This is a genomic window from Rossellomorea sp. DA94 (assembly GCF_029834455.1).
Lineage (GTDB): Bacteria > Bacillota > Bacilli > Bacillales > Bacillaceae_B > Rossellomorea > Rossellomorea vietnamensis.
On sequence record NZ_CP122397.1, the window covers coordinates 170,001 to 192,130 of the forward strand.

Below are 22,130 nucleotides of genomic sequence, written 5' to 3' on the forward strand. Positions count from 1 at the left end.
GGTGGTTCCGCATGGAAGGGCCATCGCTCAACGGATAAAAGCTACCCCGGGGATAACAGGCTTATCTCCCCCAAGAGTCCACATCGACGGGGAGGTTTGGCACCTCGATGTCGGCTCATCGCATCCTGGGGCTGTAGTCGGTCCCAAGGGTTGGGCTGTTCGCCCATTAAAGCGGTACGCGAGCTGGGTTCAGAACGTCGTGAGACAGTTCGGTCCCTATCCGTCGTGGGCGCAGGAAATTTGAGAGGAGCTGTCCTTAGTACGAGAGGACCGGGATGGACGCACCGCTGGTGTACCAGTTGTCTTGCCAAAGGCATCGCTGGGTAGCTATGTGCGGAAGGGATAAGTGCTGAAAGCATCTAAGCATGAAGCCCCCCTCGAGATGAGATTTCCCATCACGTAAGTGAGTAAGATCCCTAGAAGATGACTAGGTAGATAGGTCAGAGATGGAAGCATGGCGACATGTGGAGTTGACTGATACTAATCGATCGAGGACTTAACCACAAAGAGTCATATTTATATGAACAACAATTGGTCGGTATTCGGCTTTCTTGACATCAATTCTTTATCTAGTTTTCAGGGAATAAATTTTCATTTATACCTTGATTTTTACCGAAAATATTATATAATAATATTTGTCATTGTAAGCAATATGTCTGGTGATAATGGCGAAGAGGTCACACCCGTTCCCATGCCGAACACGGAAGTTAAGCTCTTCAGCGCCGATGGTAGTTGGGGGATCTCCCCCTGTGAGAGTAGGACGTCGCCAGGCCAAATCATTCCGCAGTAGCTCAGTGGTAGAGCTATCGGCTGTTAACCGATCGGTCGCAAGTTCGAATCTTGCCTGCGGAGCCATTGCTTCCATAGCTCAGCAGGTAGAGTGCTTCCATGGTAAGGAAGAGGTCACCGGTTCGAGCCCGGTTGGAAGCTTTTATTTTTTTTTACAAACCGGCCCATTGGTCAAGCGGTTAAGACACCGCCCTTTCACGGCGGTAACACGGGTTCGAATCCCGTATGGGTCACCATTTTCTTTTTGAAGGAAAAGATACATAACGGAGGATTAGCTCAGCTGGGAGAGCATCTGCCTTACAAGCAGAGGGTCGGCGGTTCGATCCCGTCATCCTCCACCATTTTTTTACGAAAGTAAAATGAATGTTTGATAACCATATATGCCGGTGTAGCTCAACTGGTAGAGCAACTGACTTGTAATCAGTAGGTTGGGGGTTCAAGTCCTCTTGCCGGCACCATTGTTTTTTAGCTGGAGGGGTAGCGAAGTGGCTAAACGCGGCGGACTGTAAATCCGCTCCTTCGGGTTCGGCAGTTCGAATCTGCCCCCCTCCACCATTTTGTATATTTCAGTGTAAAATGGACATCCTATAAATGTCCCTTTTTTATGCCATTCACGTAATTATTGGGCTATAGCCAAGCGGTAAGGCATCGCACTTTGACTGCGACATGCGTTGGTTCGAATCCAGCTAGCCCAGCCATTACGAGCCATTAGCTCAGTTGGTAGAGCATCTGACTTTTAATCAGAGGGTCGAAGGTTCGAATCCTTCATGGCTCATCACACATTTCTCACATCTCTTGGTGTGAGAATTTCTCTATATGGGGCCTTAGCTCAGCTGGGAGAGCGCCTGCTTTGCACGCAGGAGGTCAGCGGTTCGATCCCGCTAGGCTCCACCAAAGATATTTTGCAGATGCAAAAATATCCATCCGCTTATGAAGCAAAAAAATCAACATACATACGACATGATTAGACCTCAAATCTTTTAGGAGATTTGAGGTTTTTTTTGTGTACATAAATAATACGTTTGATGGCCTAATACATAAACTTACACTCATTCTCCCATAACCCCTCCGCCCACGCATATATATACACAATCCTGTCCAGTTGAGTCATCGGCCCTACTAGGGATACAATGGGGGTAGGATGTAAATTTTGAATAGGGGGAATTTTTGATGAAAAGAAACATTTCAATTATTGGTGTACCGATGGATTTAGGTCAAATGCGCAGAGGTGTGGACATGGGACCGAGTGCGATTCGTTATGCCGGTATCGTTGAGCGACTTGAGAATCTCGGATATGATATCAAGGACCTGGGTGATATTGAAATTGGTCAAGCTGAACGTGTACATAATAATCCTGATACAAATTTACGAAATTTGAAAGCGGTTGCTGAAGCAAGCGAAACGCTTGCCGGTAAGGTGAATGATGTCATCGGCAGCGGGGATTTCCCATTGATTTTTGGTGGGGATCACAGTATTGCGATTGGAACATTGGCAGGGGTTTCTCCCCATTATGAGAACTTAGGGGTGATTTGGTACGATGCCCACGGTGACTTGAATACGGGAGACACCTCTCCGTCCGGAAATATACACGGGATGCCCCTGGCAGTAAGCCTTGGGATCGGCCATGAGGATTTAACGGGTATCGGGCAAAGTTCACCAAAGATCAAGCCTGAGAACATCGTCATCATCGGTGCACGTTCTTTAGATGAAGGAGAAAGAGAGTTGATTAAGGAAAAAGGCATCAAAGTGTATACGATGCATGAAATCGACCGCCTGGGAATGACAAGGGTAATGGAAGAATCCATTGATTACTTGAAGGGAAGAACGGATGGGGTTCATCTATCACTTGATTTAGACGGCCTGGATCCAAGTGATGCCCCTGGAGTTGGGACGCCTGTCCTTGGAGGGATCAGCTACCGCGAGAGTCATTTGGCGATGGAGATGCTTGAGGAGTCTGGATTGATTACGTCTGCTGAATTCGTGGAGGTAAATCCCATCCTGGATGAGAAGAATAAGACAGCTACGGTTGCCGTTGCGTTGATGGGATCACTTTTTGGAGAGAAGTTACTATAATAAATGTCAAAAAAGGCTGGAACCCTCTAAGGATTCCAGCCTTCATCTATTCCCCTTCAATGGTGCTTGACCACTTGATATTGATTTAACAGATCGTCAAGACGAGTACTCAAATCAACTACTTGCTCATCGGCAAAGGAAGACTTTAATGCTAGTTCGACCATTTGGCGACGGCAGTCTTCAATTTGAAATAATAAATCATTCATTCTTCTCCTCATTTCGAGATCCTCCCGCAATAGAAATATTAGTTCCTTTATACCCCTTTTCTAATAAATGTAAACACATTTCCTTAAAAATTTGTTAGGATAATAATATAAAAAAATTGAAACCTTTTGATAGGGTACTACGTATATAAATATAGCCGCATAGAGCGGAGGTTGTGAAATGGAAGCGTTAGTGAATAAACGGATAAAACAAGTATTGAAAGGTGATCAAAATGCCTTTGCAGAATTGGTCGAGCTTTACAAAGATAAAGTGTTCCAAATTTGCTTCCGCATGCTTGGGAATCGTCATGAAGCAGAGGATATCGCCCAAGAGGCATTTATTAGGGCATACGTAAATATCGAGACTTTTAATCAAAAGAGAAAGTTTTCGACCTGGCTGTTCAGGATTGCGACAAATCTTTGCATCGACCGGATTCGTAAGAAAAAGCCGGATTACTTCCTGGATGCAGAGGTGGCAGGAACGGAAGGATTGACCATGTACTCTCAGGTGGCTGCTGATGTTCAGCTTCCGGAAGATGAAGTGGAGAATATGGAGTTGCAGGAGACCATACAGAAAGAAATTTCCAAGTTACCCGAGAAATATCGATCGGTCATCGTTTTAAAATACATTGAAGAGCTCCCGCTTCAGGAAATCAGCGAAATACTGGATTTACCGTTAGGAACGGTTAAAACGAGAGTACATAGAGGGCGGGAAGCTCTCAGAAAACAATTACGATCACTGTAGAGAGGGTGAGTGAACATGAAGCCTTGTCCTGAAGAAATCATCGACTATATGCACGATTATTTAGATGGAGACTTAAATAGGGAAAAAGAAGAAACACTGAAACATCATTTACAGGAATGCAGTGAGTGTCAGCACCATTTCCATGAATTAAAAAAAGCGATTGCGTTTGTACAAAGCACATCTCATATCAGTGCTTCTGCAGACTTCACAGATAAAGTCATGGCGGGATTACCGAAAGAGAAGAAGAAGATAGGGGTACAGAGATGGTTCCGTCACCACCCGCTACTTACGGCTGCGGCCCTGTTCCTGTTCTTTATGACAGGAAGTTTCCTTACCTCCTGGAATGATGAGGACTTCTCATTTACGAAAAATACTAAATTAGTCGTTCAGGATCATACGGTTGTCGTACCTGAGGGGGAAGTCGTCAATGGTGATCTGACCGTCCGGAATGGTGATGTGAAAATAGAAGGAAAAGTCACAGGGAACGTGACCGTCATCAACGGTAATCAATATCTGGCTTCTGCAGGCAGTGTGACAGGAGAAATCCATGAAATCGATGAGGCGTTTGAGTGGCTTTGGTACCAGATCAAAAAAGGGGCTAAAGACACGTTGGATTGGGGAAATTCGCAACTTGAAGAAAAGTAGGATAAAATAGAGGGGATGGAATGTCAGGTCCGTCCCTAAAGGGCTGACACTTATGATGTTCGTGTCAGTTTTTTTATGCAAAAACGTGAGTTCATGAAGAGAATAGAAAGAATCATGAAGCCGTGGGTGTCTTTCATTTGACAGTGATAAAATGTGCTATAATAGGAACGTTACGAAAATGGAGAAGCCACACATGGCGGCTTACGCTTTCGATTAAGCTATTGGAGGATGTAATATGCCGTTTATCGATATTTTTTCGGATTACTCCGCGCTGGATTATGTCTCTGATATTGTAGATATACTCGTTGTATGGTTTGTAATCTATAAACTGATCATGCTGATAAAAGGAACGAAAGCAGTACAATTATTAAAAGGTATTTTTGTCATCATCATTGTAAGAGGCCTGAGTAGTATCTTTGGTCTCGATACACTGGGATGGATGATGGAACAAGCCCTCACATGGGGGTTCCTTGCGATCATCATCATCTTCCAGCCTGAACTCCGCCGGGCCCTTGAACAGCTTGGTCGTGGCCGATTGTTCTCAAGGACAGGGCTTCAGGAGGAAGAAGAGCAGGAACAGATGATTGAATCCATGACAAAAGCCGTAAGCTATATGGCAAAGCGGCGGATCGGGGCTCTCCTTACTCTTGAGAGGGAGACGGGGATGAGTGATTATATTGAAACAGGTATACCCCTTGATGCGAAAATTTCGTCCCAGCTGCTCATTAATATCTTCATCCCGAATACACCACTTCATGATGGAGCGGTGATTGTACAGAAGAATCAAATCGCAGCAGCTGCATGCTATCTACCGTTATCGGAAAGTCCTTTCATCTCAAAGGAACTGGGAACAAGGCACAGAGCTGCACTTGGTGTCAGTGAAGTGACGGATAGTATCACCATCGTTGTGTCAGAAGAAACGGGAGCTATCTCCATTACGAAAAATGGGGAGTTGCATCGCGATCTCTCTCTGGAGCGCTTCAGGGAAATTCTTACATTAGAGCTCATTGGCGATAAAACGAATGCTTCCTCGACAAAATGGAGCTTTAGGGGGAAGAAAGAAAATGGATAAATTCATGGAAAGCCGTTGGTTCATGCGTATCGTCGGACTCATGCTAGCTTTCATTCTTTATCTATCCGTGAACTTTGACGATATTCAGAAGACGGCCAACAATAGTAACGGTACGTCCCAGAATGCGATTGAAACGATCCAGGATGTCCCGCTTGAAGTGTTCTATGATAGTGAGAACTTGGAAGTGTCAGGCTTGCCGGATACCGTGAACGTGACCGTGGAGGGATCAAAAGCGATTGTCCAACAGGCGAAAACCCTCAAAGACTTTCAAGTATATGTTGATTTAAATGATATTGGAATAGGTGAACACCGTGTGGAAATCCAGATTCAGAACATCTCTGATAAATTGGATGTGAAGATCGATCCTGATTTCGCCAATATTTCCGTACAGGAAAAGGTCACGGAAGAATTCACCATTGAACCTAAATTCAATGAGAGTATACTATCCAATGGATATGAGGCAGAAGGTCTTGCCGTCGATCCAAAATCCGTGAAGGTGACAGGCTCGAAGGATGAGGTAGAGCGGATTGCCTACGTGATTGCCACACTCGATGTAGACGAAGAAATCAATGAAAATGTGACTAGGGAAGCCAGGGTACAGGTGCTCGACCGGGAATATAACAAACTGGATGTCCAAGTGGATCCTGAAGTGGTGGATGTGACCGTGTCGGTCGTGAATCCGAGTAAGGCCGTACCAGTCACCATCAAACAAAAAGGAAGCCTTCCGAAGGGTACCACCCTTGAGTCGATTTCAGTGGAACCTAAAGAAGCAACGGTCTTTGGAAGGCAGGATGTACTCGACACAGTCGAAGAACTCCTGGCAGAAGTCGATCTTTCCAAGATCACGAAGGATTCGACCATTACTGTGCCACTCGCCCTACAGGATGGTTTGAATAAAGTGGCTCCTGAAGAAGTAAAAGTCACAGTTAATGTGAACACAACCGAAGAGAAAAGCTTATCCGGGATCGAAATCAAACCTGAAGGATTGGCTGACGAATATGAGTACACCATCATGGAACCTGAAAACGGAGTAGTGGACGTGTCTCTGAAAGGTGAAAACGAAGAAGTGAGTAGTGTGAAGAAAGAAGATTTCTCTCTTGCTCTCGATCTTACAGGGCTCGAACCCGGGGAACATGAGGTAGAAATAGAAGCGGAAGGGCCGGAGAATGTTGAATGGACCCTTTCGCAAAAAAAGGTAAAAGTAGAAATTAAAGAAAAGAACACATCAGCATAGAGCTGTAAAAAGGAGAGAATGACAATGGGTAAGTATTTTGGAACGGATGGAGTAAGAGGTGTAGCGAATACCGAATTGACACCGGAATTAGCGTTTAAGCTCGGCCGATTTGGTGGATATGTTCTGACAAAGGATGCTACACGTCCCAAAATATTGATTGGACGGGATACCCGGATTTCCGGACATATGCTGGAAGGGGCTCTTGTAGCGGGACTTCTTTCAATAGGTGCTGAAGTGATGCGCTTAGGCGTGATTTCAACTCCTGGTGTCGCTTATCTGACAAAGGCGCTCGGAGCTCAGGCGGGGGTCATGATTTCCGCTTCTCATAACCCGGTTGCCGATAACGGAATTAAATTCTTCGGACCGGATGGCTTCAAGCTTTCCGATGACCAGGAAAGTGAAATTGAAGATCTGTTGGACCAAACCGTTGACGGGCTTCCTCGTCCGACAGGCGCGGACCTTGGGCAGGTAAGTGACTATTTCGAAGGCGGTCAGAAGTATCTGCAGTATTTAAAACAATCAGTAGACGAAGATTTCGATGGTTTACATATTGCGTTAGATTGTGCACACGGTGCTACATCCGCTCTTGCCACTCACCTGTTTGCTGACCTGGATGCTGATATTTCCACAATGGGAGCATCCCCGAATGGATTGAACATCAATGAAGGTGTCGGCTCCACTCACCCGGAAACATTGGCTGAAATGGTGAAAGAAAAAGGCGCGGATCTGGGTCTTGCCTTTGATGGAGATGGAGATCGGATCATCGCCATTGATGAGCACGGACAGATCGTCGACGGTGATCAAATCATGTATATCTGCGGTAAGTACTTGAAGTCACAAGGGCAGTTAAAACAGTCTACCGTCGTGTCTACTGTAATGAGTAATCTAGGGTTCCATAAAGGACTTGAAGAGAATGGCATCCAGAGCATTCAGACAGCCGTCGGGGACCGCTATGTCGTAGAAGAGATGAAGAAAAACGGCTACACACTCGGTGGAGAGCAGTCAGGCCATATCATCTTCCTGGATTACAATACGACTGGGGACGGACTATTAACGGGAATTCAGCTGGTGAACATCATGAAGGTGACAGGTAAATCACTTTCTGAACTTGCCGGAGAGATGCAGAAGTTTCCTCAGAAGCTTGTGAATGTACGAGTGACGGATAAGCACCATGTCACGGATAACGACACGGTGAAAAACGTCATTCAAAAGGTGGAAGAAGAAATGAACGGAAATGGCCGTATTCTTGTACGTCCTTCCGGAACAGAGCCTTTGGTGCGTGTAATGGCGGAAGCACCTACGGAAGAACTTTGTGAGCGATATGTGAATGAAATCGTACAGGTCGTCGACCAGGAAATGGGTCTAAACGAATAGTTGATTTTTCATGCACAAGGGGTCAATATGAGCCTCTTGTGCATATTTAATGAGTAGAGTCCTTTTGAAAGGGTTTATCACTATCCTGTGTCGGGAACATGACAAATGGATAACAACTTATTGATGTCATGAGATTTATATTGACGAAGGGAAACCTGCTGGTGTATGATGATTTTGTTTTCGTTTTTCAAATAAAATGGGAATGTGATTCAAGAAGGAAAGGTGGATTGTAAGTAATAATCCTATAAAGCGCCAGGACTAAGCGATGGATACGTAAAGGATCGTTTAGTTGACGAGGTGGAGGTTTATCGAGTATTCGGCGGATGCCTCCCGGTTCGCATATGTCACCGAACCGAAAGTTTCGTCCTTAAAACGTTAAGGCAACTTAATGCACAAAGGGAAGAAAAAAGTGACCTAAAAAACTAATGACAAACAGAGATAAGGGGGCAAGTTGTCCCCAAAAGAGTTCTTGCCCCCTTGCATGTTCAGGGAGGAAATATAAATTATGTGTGGTATTGTTGGATATATTGGAAGTTCAGATACAAAGGAAATTCTTTTAAAAGGTCTTGAGAAGCTTGAGTACCGCGGTTATGATTCTGCAGGAATCGCCGTTCAAAACGAAGAAGGCATCCATGTGTTCAAGGAGAAAGGTCGTATTGCAGACCTTCGCGGCATCGTTGATGAGAACGTATCAAGCAACACTGGAATCGGACACACACGCTGGGCTACCCACGGTGTACCAAGCCAGGTGAATGCCCACCCTCATCAAAGTAACTCAGGCCGATTCACGATCGTTCATAACGGAGTAATCGAAAACTACTCCCAACTGAAGCGCGAATACCTGACAGACGTAACGTTCAAGAGTGATACGGATACTGAAGTCATCGTACAGCTGATTGAAAAGATCGTGGAAGAAGGAAATACGGTTGAGGAAGCGTTCCGTCAAACGCTGATGCTTCTTAAAGGTTCTTATGCGATTGCCCTTTTAGATTCTGAGAACGATGAAACCATCTATGTAGCGAAAAACAAAAGTCCACTTCTTGTCGGTCTTGGAGAAGACTTCAACGTTGTAGCAAGTGATGCTATGGCGATGATTCAAGTAACGGATCAATATGTTGAGCTGATGGATAAAGAAATGGTCATCGTAACGAAGGAAAAGGTCGAAATTCAAAACCTGATCGGTGAAGTAATGGAACGTGCTCCTTACACGGCTGAAATCGATGCCAGTGATATTGAAAAAGGAACATACCCTCACTATATGCTGAAAGAAATCGACGAGCAGCCTCTAGTGATGCGTAAAATCATCCAGGCTTACCAAAACGAGAACAACGAGCTTCACATCGATGAGCCTATCGTCGGAGCGATGAAAGAAGCGGATCGTGTCTACATCATTGCATGTGGAACGAGCTACCACGCTGGCCTTGTTGGAAAGCAATTTATCGAGAAGAGTGCAGGGATCCCTGTAGAAGTTCATGTAGCAAGCGAATTCAGCTACAACATGCCTTTACTTTCTAAGAAACCATTGTTCGTATTCATCTCACAAAGTGGTGAAACGGCAGACAGTCGTGCCGTACTTGTCCAAATCAAAGAGCTTGGACATAAATCATTGACGATTACAAACGTAGCGGGTTCTACCCTGTCACGTGAAGCGGATTACACATTGCTTCTTCATGCAGGACCTGAGATTGCGGTTGCTTCAACGAAAGCGTACACAGCTCAGCTTGCAGTGCTTGCGATCCTTGCACACGTTGCCGGGCAGGCATGCGGAAACAACCAGGACTTTGACCTTGTTCAGGAACTGGGTATCGTGGCTACTGCGATGGAAGCACTTTGCGATACGAAAGAAGAGTTTGAAGATATCGCCCGCGAATATCTGTCAACTACTCGTAACTGTTTCTTCATCGGCCGTTCACTCGACTTCTATGTAGGCCTTGAAGGTGCATTGAAGCTGAAAGAAATCTCTTACATCCAGGCAGAAGGATTTGCCGGAGGAGAGCTTAAGCACGGTACAATCGCCCTAATCGAAGAAGGAACACCGATCGTTGCCCTTGCAACACAGGAAGAAGTAAACCTAGGCATCAGAGGAAATGTGAAAGAGGTAGTAGCTCGTGGAGCAAACCCTTGTATCATTTCCATGAAAGGCTTAGAAGACGAAGAAGATCGCTTCGTCATCCCGGAGGTTAACCCATTGTTAACACCTCTTATCTCTGTCATCCCATTACAATTAATCTCTTACTATGCTGCCCTGCACCGCGATTGCGATGTTGATAAGCCACGTAACTTGGCGAAATCTGTTACGGTTGAGTAAGGATTGAATAGAAAAAAACCGGTTGGTCCGTTTGGGCTGACCGGTTTTTTCGTATTCGTATTCTTAAAGGTAAAACTGGTACTAGTTGTATCTAAAGTAACATATAAATACAGTTAGCTGTACTTTTAACTACTACTTGGTACCTAAGGTTTTTGTATTTTTCTGAAAATAGTAGTTGACATGTTCTTTATACAGAACTAAAATGAAAGAGGAATAGATTGGAAGAGAAATAAAAGGGGAATTAACTCGAATCATAAATTTTCAAATCGATTTTCCAGCAAGGATTCTTTTTTTGGTCTGATTGTTCGTTATAATGAATTAGGTATTCTCTCATATTGTTTCAAAAATAACTTCAATAAAGGTGGTTTCCATGGGAAGTTCAAAGCAATCAAACTATATGGTGAACAATGTCGCGAGAGAAATAAATTTAAGAGAGTATTATGAGGTCCTAAAAAAACGTATTTGGCTTATCATTCTTATTACATTCCTCACAACGGTTGCCGGCTATGTCTACAACTACTATACACAAACGAATCTTTATGAATCATCCAGACGGGTAATCATCGGCTCAGACAGCGGAAATATGAGCACATTAATGGTTATGATTAAGGATCCAATCATTATGGAGAAGGTCAGGGATGAATTGAATCTTTCACGATCACCTGAAGGAATTGCCAATCAAATTACGGTGGCTCAAATTGATGATTCACAAGTCATTAAAATTTCAGCCGTAGATGCCGACCCTAAAGTAGCCATGGCGATTGTGAATTCGACAGCCAAGCTTTTCAAGAGTGAAATTGCTACGATATTAGATTTCAAAGAGGTTCAACTATTATCCGAAGCGAAAGAAAATCCCTATCCGATCAATCCATCAGGGAATCGGATTACAATCATCGCTTTTGTCTTAGGAATGATAACAGCTGTTGGATTGGCATTTCTATTGGATTCACTCGATCAGACGATTAAAACGAATAAGGATATCGAAGAGTACTTGGACATTACCGTGCTTGGCAAGGTATCTAATATGAATAAGAAGAAATTCGTCATAAAGCGGAAATCTCAACCTGAAATGGAGTTAAGGGGTGACACAGTTGGCATTAAATAGGAAGAAACAATTAAGTAAAGTGAAACGAAGGCATCTCGTCACGTATTCCCATCCAGAATCGATTATTTCTGAACAGTTTCGCGAAATCAGGACGAATATGAAATTCATCAATAAAAGTGAGAACAAAATCTTTCTCGTTACATCTCCCAAGGATGGGGAAGGGAAATCAACCATGGTCGCGAACTTAGCCGTTTCCATGGCGCAGCAGAAAGAGAAGATACTCGTTATCGATGCCAACTTGAGGGAGCCGATCATTCATTCGATCTTTAAAATTCCGAATGAGAAGGGACTGACCAATGTATTAACCGGTCATACGTCATTAGAAGATGCACTCTATCAAACAGAGGTCAGTCGACTGGAAGTATTGACAAGTGGTTCTTATTCCTTTAACCCTGCTGAATTATTAGAAACGAGGGGAATGAAGGAACTTCTTAAGAAGCTGGCTCAGCTATACGATGTTGTGCTAATTGATGCACCCTCTGCAATAAAGTCCACTGAAACGAGAGTCATAGCTAATCAATGCGATGGAGTGGTCCTGGTACTGAATAAAGGGAAAACAGAGATTGAACTGGCGATTGAAACGAAAAAAGTGCTGGAACTGGCCCATGCCAAGATTGTTGGAGCCATTTTAAATGAAGGATAAATTTTTTTAATTGCAATGTTCGTTATTGAGAATTGATTGTGCGTTAAACTTAAATGTTTTATCGGTGATGTCTCCTTTCCGTTATCCATGGAGGCACTCGGTCATGCTGTGGGTTGAATAAACCTTAGACGCTAAGTCGTCGATGGTGTGGTGTGAGGATGGGTTAGATGCCCACCATTTTAATGTTTTTATGTAGGGAATCTTTTTTTTGAAGATAGCGTACATAAGGACATTAATGAATAAAAGGAGATGGTATGAAGATATGATTCTATTAGATGAACAGCCTAAATCCATTAAGAAAGCGATCAGGTATATAAAGCAGGATGCCTCGAAAGAACAGCTGAAAGAAATAAGAAAATTATTAGACTACGCTATTTATAAAAGATTGAAAGTACTTGATGAAGGAAAGGAGGTATAGCATGACCTACAGGCAGAGATTATCTCTATTCATTCTAGTTGATTCACTCATTGTCCTGACCGCTGTCTTCGTCAGCAAAATGCTGACCGGCTCCACCATCCAAGTCATAACCCTTCCTGTTGTCATCAGCTCTATTACAATGCTCATCAGTCACCAAATCTTTTCAATGAAGCACAAACTTTATAAGAAAGCATGGGAATATGCAAGCATAGGGGAATTATTAATTATTTTTAAAGTAGTGAGTTATTCGGTGCTATCAGGAGCGATGGTTCAACAAGTAGCATTGCAGGAAATTCAATTTAGACTTCTTGCTGTTACCTGGATGCTTCATTTGATGCTCATTGGAGGTTCAAGGTTTGTATGGAGAGTCTATCGTGACACCTTTATATCCATGGTGGATAATCGAACACGGACATTGGTGGTGGGTGCCGGAGCGGCCGGCACAATGGTCGCAAGACAGCTTCTAAAGAACGACGGGGATCTGGTCCCTGTTGCTTTCATTGATGACAATATTAGAAAGCAGAAATTGGACATATTAGGCATCCCCGTCGTCGGCGGCGTGGATCGAATTGAAAAAGCGGTAGCTCAATATGACATTGAACACATCATTATTGCCATCCCTTCCCTTAGCAAACAAGAGCTGAATACCATTTTCCAGGAATGCTTGAAAACCAAAGCAAAGACGCAAACCCTTCCGATGCTGGAGGATTTGATCACTGGGAAAATATCCGTGAATCAATTCCGTGATGTACAGGTGGAGGACTTATTAGGCAGGGATACAGTGGAAATTGATATGTCCAGCATCTCTGACTATGTCACAAACAAAGTGGTGCTTGTATCAGGTGCAGGGGGCTCTATAGGTTCTGAAATATCCCGCCAGATTTCTCAATTTAATCCGAAGCAATTAATCCTTCTCGGGCATGGAGAAAACAGCATTTATTCCATTGAGATGGAGCTGAAAGAATCATTTGCCGAAAAGGGAATTGAGTTTATCCCTGTCATTGCTGATCTTCAGGATGAGAAGAAGATGATCCAAGTGATGAATGAGTACACTCCGGATGTCGTCTACCATGCAGCTGCCCATAAGCATGTACCTCTCATGGAGAGGAATCCAGAAGAAGCGGTAAAGAATAATCTTATTGGTACAACAAATATTGCGAAAGCGGCAAGCTGGAGTGGGGTCAAAACCTTTGTCATGATTTCCTCCGACAAGGCGGTGAATCCGACAAGTGTCATGGGTGCGACGAAACGATTGTCTGAAATGGTCATTCAGAGCATGGATCAAACGAGTTCAACGCGTTTTGTCGCCGTCCGATTTGGAAATGTATTAGGAAGCAGGGGTAGCGTCATTCCTTTATTCAAGAAACAGATCGAAAAGGGTGGACCCGTCACGGTCACCCATCCCGATATGGTCAGGTACTTCATGACCATTCCGGAAGCATCAAGACTTGTCATTCAAGCAGGAGCCTTGGCACAAGGCGGGGAAATCTTCGTGCTGGACATGGGAGAACCGGTGAAAATAGTCGATTTGGCAAAAAATCTGATCAAGCTCTCAGGTCATTCCATTGAGGAAGTCGGACTGAAGTTTACAGGGATGAGACCAGGGGAGAAGCTATACGAAGAACTTCTGAAGGATGAAGAAATCCACGAACAGCAAATCTATCCTAACATCTATATAGGGAAAACCGCACATCTTTATTTAGAAGAAATCGATGAAATCATCGAAACCTTTAACGATATGGATCGAGATACATTAAGAGAAAAATTAGTCGCGCTAGCCAATACAAAAGAAATCATTGAACAGAAGCCAGTCATGTCGATATCAAGCTAATAGGAGTGAGAATCAATGAAGGTAAGAAAAGCTATCATACCCGCTGCCGGACTTGGAACAAGGTTTCTTCCAGCTACAAAGGCTATGCCAAAGGAAATGCTGCCGATAGTGGATAAACCTACGATTCAATACATAATCGAAGAAGCCATTGAGTCGGGGATTGAAGATATCATCATCGTCACGGGAAAGGGAAAAAGAGCCATCGAGGATCATTTCGATCATTCGTTTGAACTGGAACAAAATCTTCTCGATAAAGGCAAATTCGAACTATTATCAGAGGTTCAAAAATCATCGAAACTTGTAGACATTCACTATATCCGTCAAAAGGAACCAAAAGGATTAGGGCATGCCATCTGGTGCGCCCGCAAGTTTGTGGGAGATGAACCCTTCGCCGTCTTACTTGGCGATGACATCGTAAGGGCTGAAACACCATGCCTTAAACAAATGATCCAGCAATACAACCGATACCAATCTTCCATTCTGGGAGTGCAATCCGTAAAGAAAGAAGAAGTATCCCGTTACGGAATTGTTGATTCTAATCAAATCGGTGACCGGTTCTATGGAGTGAACGGTCTTGTAGAAAAACCGACTAGAGAAGAAGCTCCTTCGAATCTGGCGATCATGGGTCGATATATTCTCAGTCCGCGAATCTTCGATGTGCTTGAAAATCAGCCTCCGGGAGCGGGAGGAGAGATCCAGTTGACGGACGCCATTGCCGAACTGAATCATCACGAAGCGGTATACGCCTATGATTTTGAAGGGACCCGTTATGATGTGGGGGAGAAAATGGGCTTTATCCAAACGACGATTGAATTCGCTTTACAGCGGGACGGTTTGAAAGCCGAGTTGTTGGATTACCTATTAACCGTAACGGACCGGGAACTAGCTAAGAAAGTGGAATGAGGTGATGGGAATGGCTCATTCAATCCTGTTTTGCGCAACCGTCGACTACCACTTTAAAGCTTTCCATTTACCTTATATGAAATGGTTCAAGGAACAAGGCTGGGAGGTTCATGTAGCGGCAAGTGGTGAAATCGAGCTTCCTTATGTGGATAAGAAGTTTACGATTCCGATCCAGAGATCACCGTTTTCTCTGACTAACGTAAAGGCCTACCAAGAACTAAGAGATATCATTGATCAACATCAGTATAGACTGATTCATTGCCACACCCCTATGGGAGGAGTGCTGGCTCGATTGGCAGCACGTGGGGCAAGAAAGAATGGTTCAAAGGTCATCTATACCGCACATGGATTTCATTTTTGCCAGGGTGCACCCATTCAAAACTGGATGCTTTATTATCCCATTGAAAAAATGCTGTCCCGGTATACAGACTGTCTTATTACGATTAACAAAGAAGACTATACCTTGGCCAAACACCGATTTAATATTCCCTCCATTGAACATGTTCACGGAGTAGGGGTGAACACCGAAACCTTTCAACCTGTTTCTGAAAAGGATAAAGCAGAAAGAAAGAAGTCATATGGTTATCAACCAGATGACTTTTTACTATTTTATGCTGCTGAATTCAACAGTAACAAAAACCAACAAATGCTGATTAAAGCGTTAGAAATTATCAAAGACGAGGTTCCCAATGCGAAGCTGTTGCTTGCAGGGGAAGGAACCCTTCAGAATACATGCAAGGAGCTGGCAAAAAGGTTGGAAGTGGAACACATGGTTCATTTCCTGGGATTTCGAAAGGATATCCCTGAAATTCTTCCAATGTGTGATGTAGCGGTTGCATCGAGCCTGCGTGAAGGACTTCCGGTAAATATGATGGAAGCAATGGCTTGTGGGTTGCCTGTGGTGGCAAGCGTGAATCGGGGGCACAGGGAGTTGGTGAAGGACCATCAAAATGGTTGGATTGTATACCCAACAGATATTGACGGCTTTTCGAATAAACTTAAACTCCTTGCTGCGTCAGAAGACATCAGAAGGCAGATGGGAATGACCGGAAGAGGCATGATTGAGAGTACCTTTAGTGTCCAACGAATAGTAAATGAAAAAAGTCGAGTTTACCAAACTTATATGAAAGAAAAGGAGGTGGAGAAATGGGCAGTCCATTAAGAGTTCTGCATGTGGTCGTGAATATGAACCGGGGCGGAGCAGAGACACTGATCATGAACCTGTACCGGAATATCGATCGAACAAAGGTTCAATTCGATTTTTTAACATGTAAACAAGGTGTGTTCGATTCTGAAATTCGTGAGATGGGCGGAAAGATTCATAGGATTTCCTACGTGACGGAAGTTGGGCATTCAGGGTATGTGGAGGAATTGGATATGTTCTTTAAAGAACACTCCTATTATCAAATCGTTCACTCACATCTGGATAAGATGAGTGGGTTGGTGTTAAGAGCTGCCAGGAAAGCGGATGTTCCTGTAAGAATTGCTCATAGTCATAATACTCAGAGTGAGGGAGGCGCAGGGGCCAAGGTTTATAAATGGTTAGTCGGCCAGCAGATAAAACGGAGTGCTACCCACTTATTTGCTTGTTCAAATGCTGCCTCTAAGTGGTTGTTCGGAAATCAGGCAGATAAAGCACAGCTTATAAAAAACGGAATTGAGTTCGATAAGTTCCAATTTTCCTTCTATATTCGAAATCAGGTTAGAGCTGAACTTCAGCTAAATAAAGACACGCTGGTTTTAGGTCACGTCGGAAGATTTTGTGAACAAAAAAATCATATGTTCTTACTCGAAACCTTTGCCGAAATTCACAAAAAAATACCCGATTCAAAATTAGTTCTGGTAGGGGACGGACCTTTAAAAGTGAAGATCAATGACAAAATAAGAAGTCTGCATTTACAACAAGCGGTCATGGTTCTGGGCGTAAGGGAAGACATTCCTTATTTACTACAGGCATTCGATATTTTCATGTTTCCATCTTTTCACGAGGGTCTTCCGGTTACATTGATTGAAGCACAAGGTGCAGGGTTGCCGTGTTATATTTCAGAAACCATTACAGATGAAGTAGATATGGGAAATGAGTTAGTCCGTTTTTTACCTATTACAAATAAGAGTGTTTGGGTGGAACAGATAGTAAATGAAAAACATACACAGACAGCAAGAAATGTCTCACACGCCGCCCTTACTCTTAAAGGATATGACATTCGTAAAACAGCTGAAGATACTGAGAAGTCATACATCATGCTGGGAGGGAGAACGGGATGAAGCAATTAACGGTCTTCACTCCAACCTATAACCGGGCATACTGTCTTGGAAAGTGTTATGAAAGTCTTAAAAGGCAAACCAATAAAAATTTCACATGGCTGATCATTGATGACGGGTCAACAGATCAAACAAATGAACTTGTGGCGAAATGGATCGAGGAGGAACAAGTTCACATCATCTACCACTGGCAGGAAAATCAGGGCATGCATGGAGCCCACAATACCGCATATCAGTTAATCCATACAGAGCTGAACGTATGCATCGATTCCGATGATTATATGCCAGATGATGCTGTTGAAAAGATCCTGTCATTCTGGAATGATCATGGTAGCTGTAGCTCTAAAGTAAGTGGAATGATTGGGCTGGATGCCTACCATGATGGGGAAGTCATCGGAACAAAGTTACCAGACACAGTCGGCTCTTCCACCTTATTCGATTTATATAATAAATATGGAGTAACAGGGGATAAAAAGTTAGTCTACCGTACAGAGTTAACGAAGAAATACCCTTATCCAATCTTCTATCAAGAAAAATACGTCGGCCTTGCCTATAAGTATTTCATGCTAGATAAGGATTATAAAATGCTTCTGATGAATGAGGTGATCTGTCGAGTGGAATATTTAGCTGACGGATCTTCTGTCAATATGTTGAGTCAGTATCGGAGGAATCCCAAAGGGTTTGCTTTTTACCGGAAGGAACTGATGAAATTACCATTCGCCAGTACTACGTTTAAATTCAGGCAGGCAATTCACTATGTTTCCAGCAGTTTAATCAGTAGGAATTGGAATTTCATGAGTGAAACGGCAAATAAACGATTAACTTTATTGGCCATCCCTTTTGGAATCATGCTATATCTCTACATCAATCAGAAGACAAAAATAGCCGTTAATTGACAAATGATTATCTTTTGAAAGGATCCTATTAATGACCATTTTATGGATTAATCTTTTCCTGGTCTTCCTTTTTTCCTCTTTCTCCAGGTATGCTGCTTCAACTGGGACGATGACAATGACGAGTCCCGTTCCAATCCGGCCGAATAAGTTGATTGCCATTGGGGCTTTGTTATCCCTTGTGCTTGTATCTGGCCTTCGCTCAAATATCGGGGATACGTACTTCTATAAGCATGCATTTGAAGTAAGCCAGTTCACATGGGAGTATATCTTAAGCCAAAAGGATATTGGTTTTGGCATTCTTCAAATGGTATTAAAAAATTATGTCTCAGAAGATCCACAAGTACTGTTATTTACAACAGCATTAATGACGAATACTCTGATTTTTCTTGTTTTATACAAATATTCTAGAATGCTCGAGCTTAGCTTATATGTATATATTGCTGGTGGATTATTTCTAATTTCGATGAATGGGATTAGGCAGCTTCTTGCGGCTGCAATCATATTCACCGCCACCAAGTATCTAATAGATGGTAACTGGGTGAAATATTTTGCCATTGTTATCATCGCTTCTTTCTTTCATCAAAGCGCACTTATATTACTTCCAATCTATTTTTTAGTTCGGTCAAAGGCATGGTCCAAATCAACGGTTGTACTCATCATTTTCGCTCTCATCATCGTAGTGGGGTTTGACCAGTTCACCTCTTTCTTGTTTTCAGCTATTGAGGATACCCAATACGGCCACTATAAAGACTTTGCAGAAGGTGGCGCGAACATCTTAAGAGTAGTCGTTGAGATGGTTCCCATTATCATTGCCTATCTTGGGAGGGATAAGTTACGAGAGATCTTCCCTGATAGTGATGTGATTGTTAATATGGCTCTCCTTGGACTGGTGTTTATGTTGATTTCTACTCAGAATTGGATCTTTGCCAGGTTCTCAATTTATTTCAGTTTATACCAGCTGATTCTCATATCCTGGATTGTAAGATTATTTGAAAAAAAAGATCGAAAAATCATTTATCTTGGAATTGTCAGTTGTTATTTTCTGTATTACTTTTACGAAAGTGTTATTAGCTTAAACATTCTTTATAAGAGTGACTATATCAGTTTGTAAGAACGGAGGGTCAATATGGCTATATTGATTACTGGTGGGGCAGGTTATATCGGAAGCCACACGTGTATTGAATTACTAAAAGCAGGTTATGACATTATCGTAGTGGACAATTTTTCAAACAGTAAGCCTGAAGCACTCAAGAGAGTTTCCGAGATCACGAGAAAATACTTTCGAACATACTGTCTTGATTTGCAAAACCGGGAAGGTCTGGAAAAGGTATTTACAGATAACGAGATTGAGGCGGTAATTCATTTTGCCGGCTCCAAGGCGGTTGGGGAGTCGGTTCATTTTCCACTTAAATATTATGAAAATAATATGAATAGCACCATCACCCTCTGTGAAGTCATGAAAAAGTTCAATGTAAATAAAATCGTATTCAGTTCATCAGCCACCGTATATGGTGCGACGGAAACGGTACCGATTACAGAGGAGACCCCTTTAAAGGCGACAAACCCATACGGTCGTACAAAGCAGATGATTGAAGAGTTATTGCGAGACCTTTATGATTCTGACCGTGAATGGAGCATTGCTCTCCTTCGATATTTCAACCCTGTAGGGGCTCATGAGAGTGGCCGGATTGGTGAAGATCCAAATGGAATTCCTAATAACCTCATGCCATATATTTCTCAAGTGGCGATTGGGAAATTGGAAAAACTCCAAGTATTTGGTGATGACTACCCAACAGTAGACGGCACCGGGGTAAGAGATTATATTCATGTGGTCGACTTGGCCCTTGGTCATGTCAAAGCTCTGGAAAGACTGCTTACTACCAGCGGAATCGATGCATATAATTTAGGCACCGGTAAAGGATACAGTGTGCATGAAGTCTTATCAGCATATGAAAGAGCAGCCGGGAAAACCATTCCATATACGGTAGTGGAAAAGCGGCCGGGGGATGTAGCCGTTTGTTATGCTGATACATCAAAAGCCAAAGAAAAACTAAATTGGGAAGCAGTTAAAGGGATTGATGAGATGTGTGAGGATTCCTGGAGATGGCAAAACCATAATCCGTTTGGCTACGAGAAACAATCGAAAATGTTAGTGAAGAACTAGGTACAGGTGCTACTCATGGCAGCTGCTTTTTTTTATGTTAAATGTAAGGAGAAGAAATATGAATATTACTGAAAATCTAACAGTCGAAGATCTTCAGGTGCTTTTAAAAACAATTTATCAAAAGGGTATTCAAGAAGAAGTGAATACAAGGGAATTTCTAAATGAAATAAAAGAAAGCATCATCTCCCTCTGTACAACAAATGAGATCATCAAGGAAGTGATTTCAAATGATAAAACGAATGATGGATATTAGTTTTTCATCGATTTTGCTTTTGATCTTGATCCCGTTAATGGTTCCAGTCATGTTAGGGATCAAGATGAAAATGGGATCACCTCTATTGTTTTGTCAGCAACGACCGGGGTTATACGGAAAACCATTCATCCTATATAAATTCAGAACCATGTTAAATGGCGATGATGTACCGGATGAACTGAGATTGACTCCTCTTGGAAGATTTCTTAGAAAGTATAGCCTTGATGAATTTCCCCAGTTATACAATGTGCTGAAGGGTGATATGAGTTTAGTGGGCCCAAGGCCATTGTTAATGGAGTATCTGCCCCTTTATTCTAAAGAACAATACATTCGGCATCACGTGAAGCCTGGAATAACCGGATGGGCTCAGGTGAACGGGAGGAATGCGATCTCATGGGAAGAAAAATTCTTATTGGATATTTGGTATGTCAAGAATCAAAGTTTCTTTCTCGATATGAAAATCCTTGCCAGAACCGTCATCAAAGTGATCAAAAAAGAGGGAATCACCGGGCAAAATCATGTCACGATGGAAAAGTTCAAAGGGTCGAAAGAAGTGGTCTGATATGAAGGTTGTAATGATCGGAAACGGGGGTCATAGTAAAGTCGTCCAGGAGATGGTGATAAGAGAGGGGTACAGTGTTCATGCCATATTAGATGACAAATATGAACGTGAGCAGATCATTGATGGGGTTGTGTATGCTCCATTGACTTCCATTCATAAAATACTGGATCAAGGGATGAAAGTGGTCGTGGCGATTGGCAGTAATATGGTTAGAAAGCGGGTGGTAAGTAAGTTAAAGCTTCCTGGTGAGCGGTATTTAACCGTCATCCACCCTACTGCAGTAGTAAGCAATTCGGCAACAGTTGGATATGGAACAGTTGTGATGCCAAAAGCTGTGATCAATGCAGATGCCCACGTCCATGATCACTGTATCATTAACACCGGAGCTGTCATTGAACATGATAATTCAGTGTGGGATTACTCACATATTTCCCCTCACGCCACATTAACAGGAAACGTAACGATCGATGAAGGTGTACATATAGGGGCTGCTGTTACCATCATTCCTGGTGTGAAAGTCGGGGAATGGTCGATCATTGGAGCCGGGGCGACAGTTATTCGATCTATTCCTGCTCATAGTAAGGCAGTGGGGACACCAGCCAGGATCATCAATAAGATCCTTGGAGCAGTGAAAGATATCCTGTAGAGAA

The 22,130-nt window shown here is 43.0% G+C and carries 21 protein-coding genes, 9 tRNA genes and 2 rRNA genes (1 of these 32 only partly in view); 31 read left to right on the plus strand and 1 reads right to left on the minus strand.

Translation table 11 applies throughout. The annotated features are described in order from the left end of the window. The 12 genes from P8596_RS00945 to rocF all read left to right on the plus strand — a co-directional run. A 23S ribosomal RNA gene (locus P8596_RS00945) occupies nt 1–504 on the plus strand; it begins 2,431 nt to the left of the window's first position. Between the two features lie 151 nt (nt 505–655). Then, a 5S ribosomal RNA gene (rrf, locus tag P8596_RS00950) occupies nt 656–772 on the plus strand. Nucleotides 773–780: 8 nt separating this feature from the next. Next, nucleotides 781–855, plus strand: a tRNA-Asn gene (locus tag P8596_RS00955). A gap of 2 nt (nt 856–857) precedes the next feature. Beyond that, a tRNA-Thr gene (locus P8596_RS00960) sits at nt 858–930 on the plus strand. Between the two features lie 20 nt (nt 931–950). Further along, nucleotides 951–1,025, plus strand: a tRNA-Glu gene (locus P8596_RS00965). A gap of 29 nt (nt 1,026–1,054) precedes the next feature. After that, nucleotides 1,055–1,130 (plus strand) — tRNA-Val (locus P8596_RS00970). Nucleotides 1,131–1,171: 41 nt separating this feature from the next. Further along, nucleotides 1,172–1,247 (plus strand) — tRNA-Thr (locus tag P8596_RS00975). Nucleotides 1,248–1,260: 13 nt separating this feature from the next. Then, nucleotides 1,261–1,344 (plus strand) — tRNA-Tyr (locus P8596_RS00980). Nucleotides 1,345–1,412: 68 nt separating this feature from the next. Continuing rightward, nucleotides 1,413–1,487 (plus strand) — tRNA-Gln (locus P8596_RS00985). Between the two features lie 4 nt (nt 1,488–1,491). Continuing rightward, nucleotides 1,492–1,564 (plus strand) — tRNA-Lys (locus P8596_RS00990). 43 nt (nt 1,565–1,607) lie between these two features. Beyond that, nucleotides 1,608–1,683: transfer RNA gene (locus P8596_RS00995), tRNA-Ala, on the plus strand. Nucleotides 1,684–1,959: 276 nt separating this feature from the next. Then, nucleotides 1,960–2,862: an arginase gene (gene rocF / locus P8596_RS01000; RefSeq protein WP_034765818.1), complete on the plus strand. Its 903-nt coding sequence runs from the start codon at nt 1,960–1,962 to the stop codon at nt 2,860–2,862. A 56-nt stretch (nt 2,863–2,918) separates the two neighbouring features. Here rocF and P8596_RS01005 read toward each other — a convergent pair whose 3' ends face one another. Further along, on the minus strand, nt 2,919–3,080 hold the full coding sequence (locus tag P8596_RS01005; RefSeq protein ID WP_034765819.1) for an aspartyl-phosphate phosphatase Spo0E family protein: 162 nt from the start codon (nt 3,078–3,080) through the stop codon (nt 2,919–2,921). 166 nt (nt 3,081–3,246) lie between these two features. Here P8596_RS01005 and sigW point away from each other — a divergent pair, with 166 nt between their 5' ends. From sigW to P8596_RS01100, 19 genes are all read left to right on the plus strand, one after another. Next, on the plus strand, nt 3,247–3,810 hold the full coding sequence (gene sigW, locus P8596_RS01010; protein ID WP_034765821.1) for an RNA polymerase sigma factor SigW: 564 nt from the start codon (nt 3,247–3,249) through the stop codon (nt 3,808–3,810). A 15-nt stretch (nt 3,811–3,825) separates the two neighbouring features. Further along, the gene (locus P8596_RS01015) at nt 3,826–4,455 is read left to right on the plus strand and encodes an anti-sigma factor family protein (RefSeq protein ID WP_061811254.1); all 630 of its coding nucleotides are present in this window, start codon (nt 3,826–3,828) and stop codon (nt 4,453–4,455) included. A gap of 235 nt (nt 4,456–4,690) precedes the next feature. Continuing rightward, nucleotides 4,691–5,527: a diadenylate cyclase CdaA gene (gene cdaA, locus P8596_RS01020; protein ID WP_034765824.1), complete on the plus strand. Its 837-nt coding sequence runs from the start codon at nt 4,691–4,693 to the stop codon at nt 5,525–5,527. After that, nucleotides 5,520–6,761, plus strand: coding sequence for a CdaR family protein (locus P8596_RS01025; RefSeq protein WP_224522343.1), 1,242 nt, complete (start codon nt 5,520–5,522; stop codon nt 6,759–6,761). The genes cdaA and P8596_RS01025 overlap by 8 nt, the downstream gene beginning before the upstream one ends. Nucleotides 6,762–6,785: 24 nt before the next feature. Beyond that, on the plus strand, nt 6,786–8,135 hold the full coding sequence (gene glmM, locus P8596_RS01030; protein WP_034765828.1) for a phosphoglucosamine mutase: 1,350 nt from the start codon (nt 6,786–6,788) through the stop codon (nt 8,133–8,135). Nucleotides 8,136–8,640: 505 nt separating this feature from the next. Beyond that, nucleotides 8,641–10,443, plus strand: a complete 1,803-nt coding sequence (gene glmS / locus P8596_RS01035) for a glutamine--fructose-6-phosphate transaminase (isomerizing) (protein WP_034765829.1) — start codon at nt 8,641–8,643, stop codon at nt 10,441–10,443. A 370-nt stretch (nt 10,444–10,813) separates the two neighbouring features. Next, complete coding sequence (locus tag P8596_RS01040) at nt 10,814–11,548, plus strand: YveK family protein (protein ID WP_279725506.1); 735 nt, start codon at nt 10,814–10,816, stop codon at nt 11,546–11,548. Beyond that, nucleotides 11,535–12,191, plus strand: a complete 657-nt coding sequence (locus tag P8596_RS01045) for a CpsD/CapB family tyrosine-protein kinase (RefSeq protein ID WP_079533041.1) — start codon at nt 11,535–11,537, stop codon at nt 12,189–12,191. Before P8596_RS01040 ends, P8596_RS01045 begins: the two co-directional genes overlap by 14 nt. Nucleotides 12,192–12,453: 262 nt before the next feature. Next, a complete protein-coding gene (locus P8596_RS01050; protein WP_261749094.1) occupies nt 12,454–12,609 on the plus strand; it encodes a hypothetical protein in 156 nt (51 codons plus the stop codon). Nucleotide 12,610: 1 nt separating this feature from the next. Next, on the plus strand, nt 12,611–14,440 hold the full coding sequence (locus P8596_RS01055) for a polysaccharide biosynthesis protein (protein ID WP_279725508.1): 1,830 nt from the start codon (nt 12,611–12,613) through the stop codon (nt 14,438–14,440). 15 nt (nt 14,441–14,455) lie between these two features. Further along, on the plus strand, nt 14,456–15,343 hold the full coding sequence (galU, locus tag P8596_RS01060; protein ID WP_279725509.1) for a UTP--glucose-1-phosphate uridylyltransferase GalU: 888 nt from the start codon (nt 14,456–14,458) through the stop codon (nt 15,341–15,343). A 10-nt stretch (nt 15,344–15,353) separates the two neighbouring features. After that, nucleotides 15,354–16,505, plus strand: coding sequence for a glycosyltransferase family 4 protein (locus P8596_RS01065; protein ID WP_279725511.1), 1,152 nt, complete (start codon nt 15,354–15,356; stop codon nt 16,503–16,505). After that, nucleotides 16,490–17,608 carry a glycosyltransferase family 1 protein gene (locus tag P8596_RS01070; RefSeq protein ID WP_279725513.1) on the plus strand — a complete coding sequence of 373 codons (1,119 nt, stop codon included), beginning with the start codon at nt 16,490–16,492 and terminating at the stop codon, nt 17,606–17,608. Before P8596_RS01065 ends, P8596_RS01070 begins: the two co-directional genes overlap by 16 nt. Next, on the plus strand, nt 17,605–18,501 hold the full coding sequence (locus P8596_RS01075) for a glycosyltransferase family 2 protein (protein WP_279725514.1): 897 nt from the start codon (nt 17,605–17,607) through the stop codon (nt 18,499–18,501). Before P8596_RS01070 ends, P8596_RS01075 begins: the two co-directional genes overlap by 4 nt. A 31-nt stretch (nt 18,502–18,532) precedes the next feature. Then, nucleotides 18,533–19,612 carry an EpsG family protein gene (locus tag P8596_RS01080; RefSeq protein WP_279725515.1) on the plus strand — a complete coding sequence of 360 codons (1,080 nt, stop codon included), beginning with the start codon at nt 18,533–18,535 and terminating at the stop codon, nt 19,610–19,612. A gap of 15 nt (nt 19,613–19,627) precedes the next feature. Beyond that, the gene (gene galE / locus P8596_RS01085) at nt 19,628–20,665 is read left to right on the plus strand and encodes a UDP-glucose 4-epimerase GalE (protein ID WP_279725516.1); all 1,038 of its coding nucleotides are present in this window, start codon (nt 19,628–19,630) and stop codon (nt 20,663–20,665) included. Between the two features lie 58 nt (nt 20,666–20,723). Further along, entirely contained in the window at nt 20,724–20,918 is a 195-nt protein-coding gene (locus P8596_RS01090) for a hypothetical protein (RefSeq protein ID WP_279725517.1), read from the plus strand. Then, nucleotides 20,896–21,480: a sugar transferase gene (locus P8596_RS01095; protein WP_481900327.1), complete on the plus strand. Its 585-nt coding sequence runs from the start codon at nt 20,896–20,898 to the stop codon at nt 21,478–21,480. Before P8596_RS01090 ends, P8596_RS01095 begins: the two co-directional genes overlap by 23 nt. Before the next feature lies 1 nt (nt 21,481). After that, nucleotides 21,482–22,126 (plus strand): acetyltransferase, encoded by a 645-nt coding sequence (locus tag P8596_RS01100; protein WP_279725519.1) that lies wholly within the window; start codon nt 21,482–21,484, stop codon nt 22,124–22,126. Nucleotides 22,127–22,130 lie beyond the last annotated feature (4 nt).

Excerpts from the sequence above, each read along its gene's own strand:
- rocF (WP_034765818.1), top strand. The coding sequence starts at position 1,960 with ATGAAAAGAAACATTTCAATTATTGGTGTACCGATGGATTTAGGTCAA.
- P8596_RS01005 (WP_034765819.1), bottom strand. The coding sequence starts at position 3,080 with ATGAGGAGAAGAATGAATGATTTATTATTTCAAATTGAAGACTGCCGT.
- sigW (WP_034765821.1), top strand. The coding sequence starts at position 3,247 with ATGGAAGCGTTAGTGAATAAACGGATAAAACAAGTATTGAAAGGTGAT.
- P8596_RS01015 (WP_061811254.1), top strand. The coding sequence starts at position 3,826 with ATGAAGCCTTGTCCTGAAGAAATCATCGACTATATGCACGATTATTTA.
- cdaA (WP_034765824.1), top strand. The coding sequence starts at position 4,691 with ATGCCGTTTATCGATATTTTTTCGGATTACTCCGCGCTGGATTATGTC.
- P8596_RS01025 (WP_224522343.1), top strand. The coding sequence starts at position 5,520 with ATGGATAAATTCATGGAAAGCCGTTGGTTCATGCGTATCGTCGGACTC.
- glmM (WP_034765828.1), top strand. The coding sequence starts at position 6,786 with ATGGGTAAGTATTTTGGAACGGATGGAGTAAGAGGTGTAGCGAATACC.
- glmS (WP_034765829.1), top strand. The coding sequence starts at position 8,641 with ATGTGTGGTATTGTTGGATATATTGGAAGTTCAGATACAAAGGAAATT.
- P8596_RS01040 (WP_279725506.1), top strand. The coding sequence starts at position 10,814 with ATGGGAAGTTCAAAGCAATCAAACTATATGGTGAACAATGTCGCGAGA.
- P8596_RS01050 (WP_261749094.1), top strand. The coding sequence starts at position 12,454 with ATGATTCTATTAGATGAACAGCCTAAATCCATTAAGAAAGCGATCAGG.
- P8596_RS01055 (WP_279725508.1), top strand. The coding sequence starts at position 12,611 with ATGACCTACAGGCAGAGATTATCTCTATTCATTCTAGTTGATTCACTC.
- galU (WP_279725509.1), top strand. The coding sequence starts at position 14,456 with ATGAAGGTAAGAAAAGCTATCATACCCGCTGCCGGACTTGGAACAAGG.
- P8596_RS01065 (WP_279725511.1), top strand. The coding sequence starts at position 15,354 with ATGGCTCATTCAATCCTGTTTTGCGCAACCGTCGACTACCACTTTAAA.
- P8596_RS01070 (WP_279725513.1), top strand. The coding sequence starts at position 16,490 with ATGGGCAGTCCATTAAGAGTTCTGCATGTGGTCGTGAATATGAACCGG.
- P8596_RS01075 (WP_279725514.1), top strand. The coding sequence starts at position 17,605 with ATGAAGCAATTAACGGTCTTCACTCCAACCTATAACCGGGCATACTGT.
- P8596_RS01080 (WP_279725515.1), top strand. The coding sequence starts at position 18,533 with ATGACCATTTTATGGATTAATCTTTTCCTGGTCTTCCTTTTTTCCTCT.
- galE (WP_279725516.1), top strand. The coding sequence starts at position 19,628 with ATGGCTATATTGATTACTGGTGGGGCAGGTTATATCGGAAGCCACACG.
- P8596_RS01090 (WP_279725517.1), top strand. The coding sequence starts at position 20,724 with ATGAATATTACTGAAAATCTAACAGTCGAAGATCTTCAGGTGCTTTTA.
- P8596_RS01100 (WP_279725519.1), top strand. The coding sequence starts at position 21,482 with ATGAAGGTTGTAATGATCGGAAACGGGGGTCATAGTAAAGTCGTCCAG.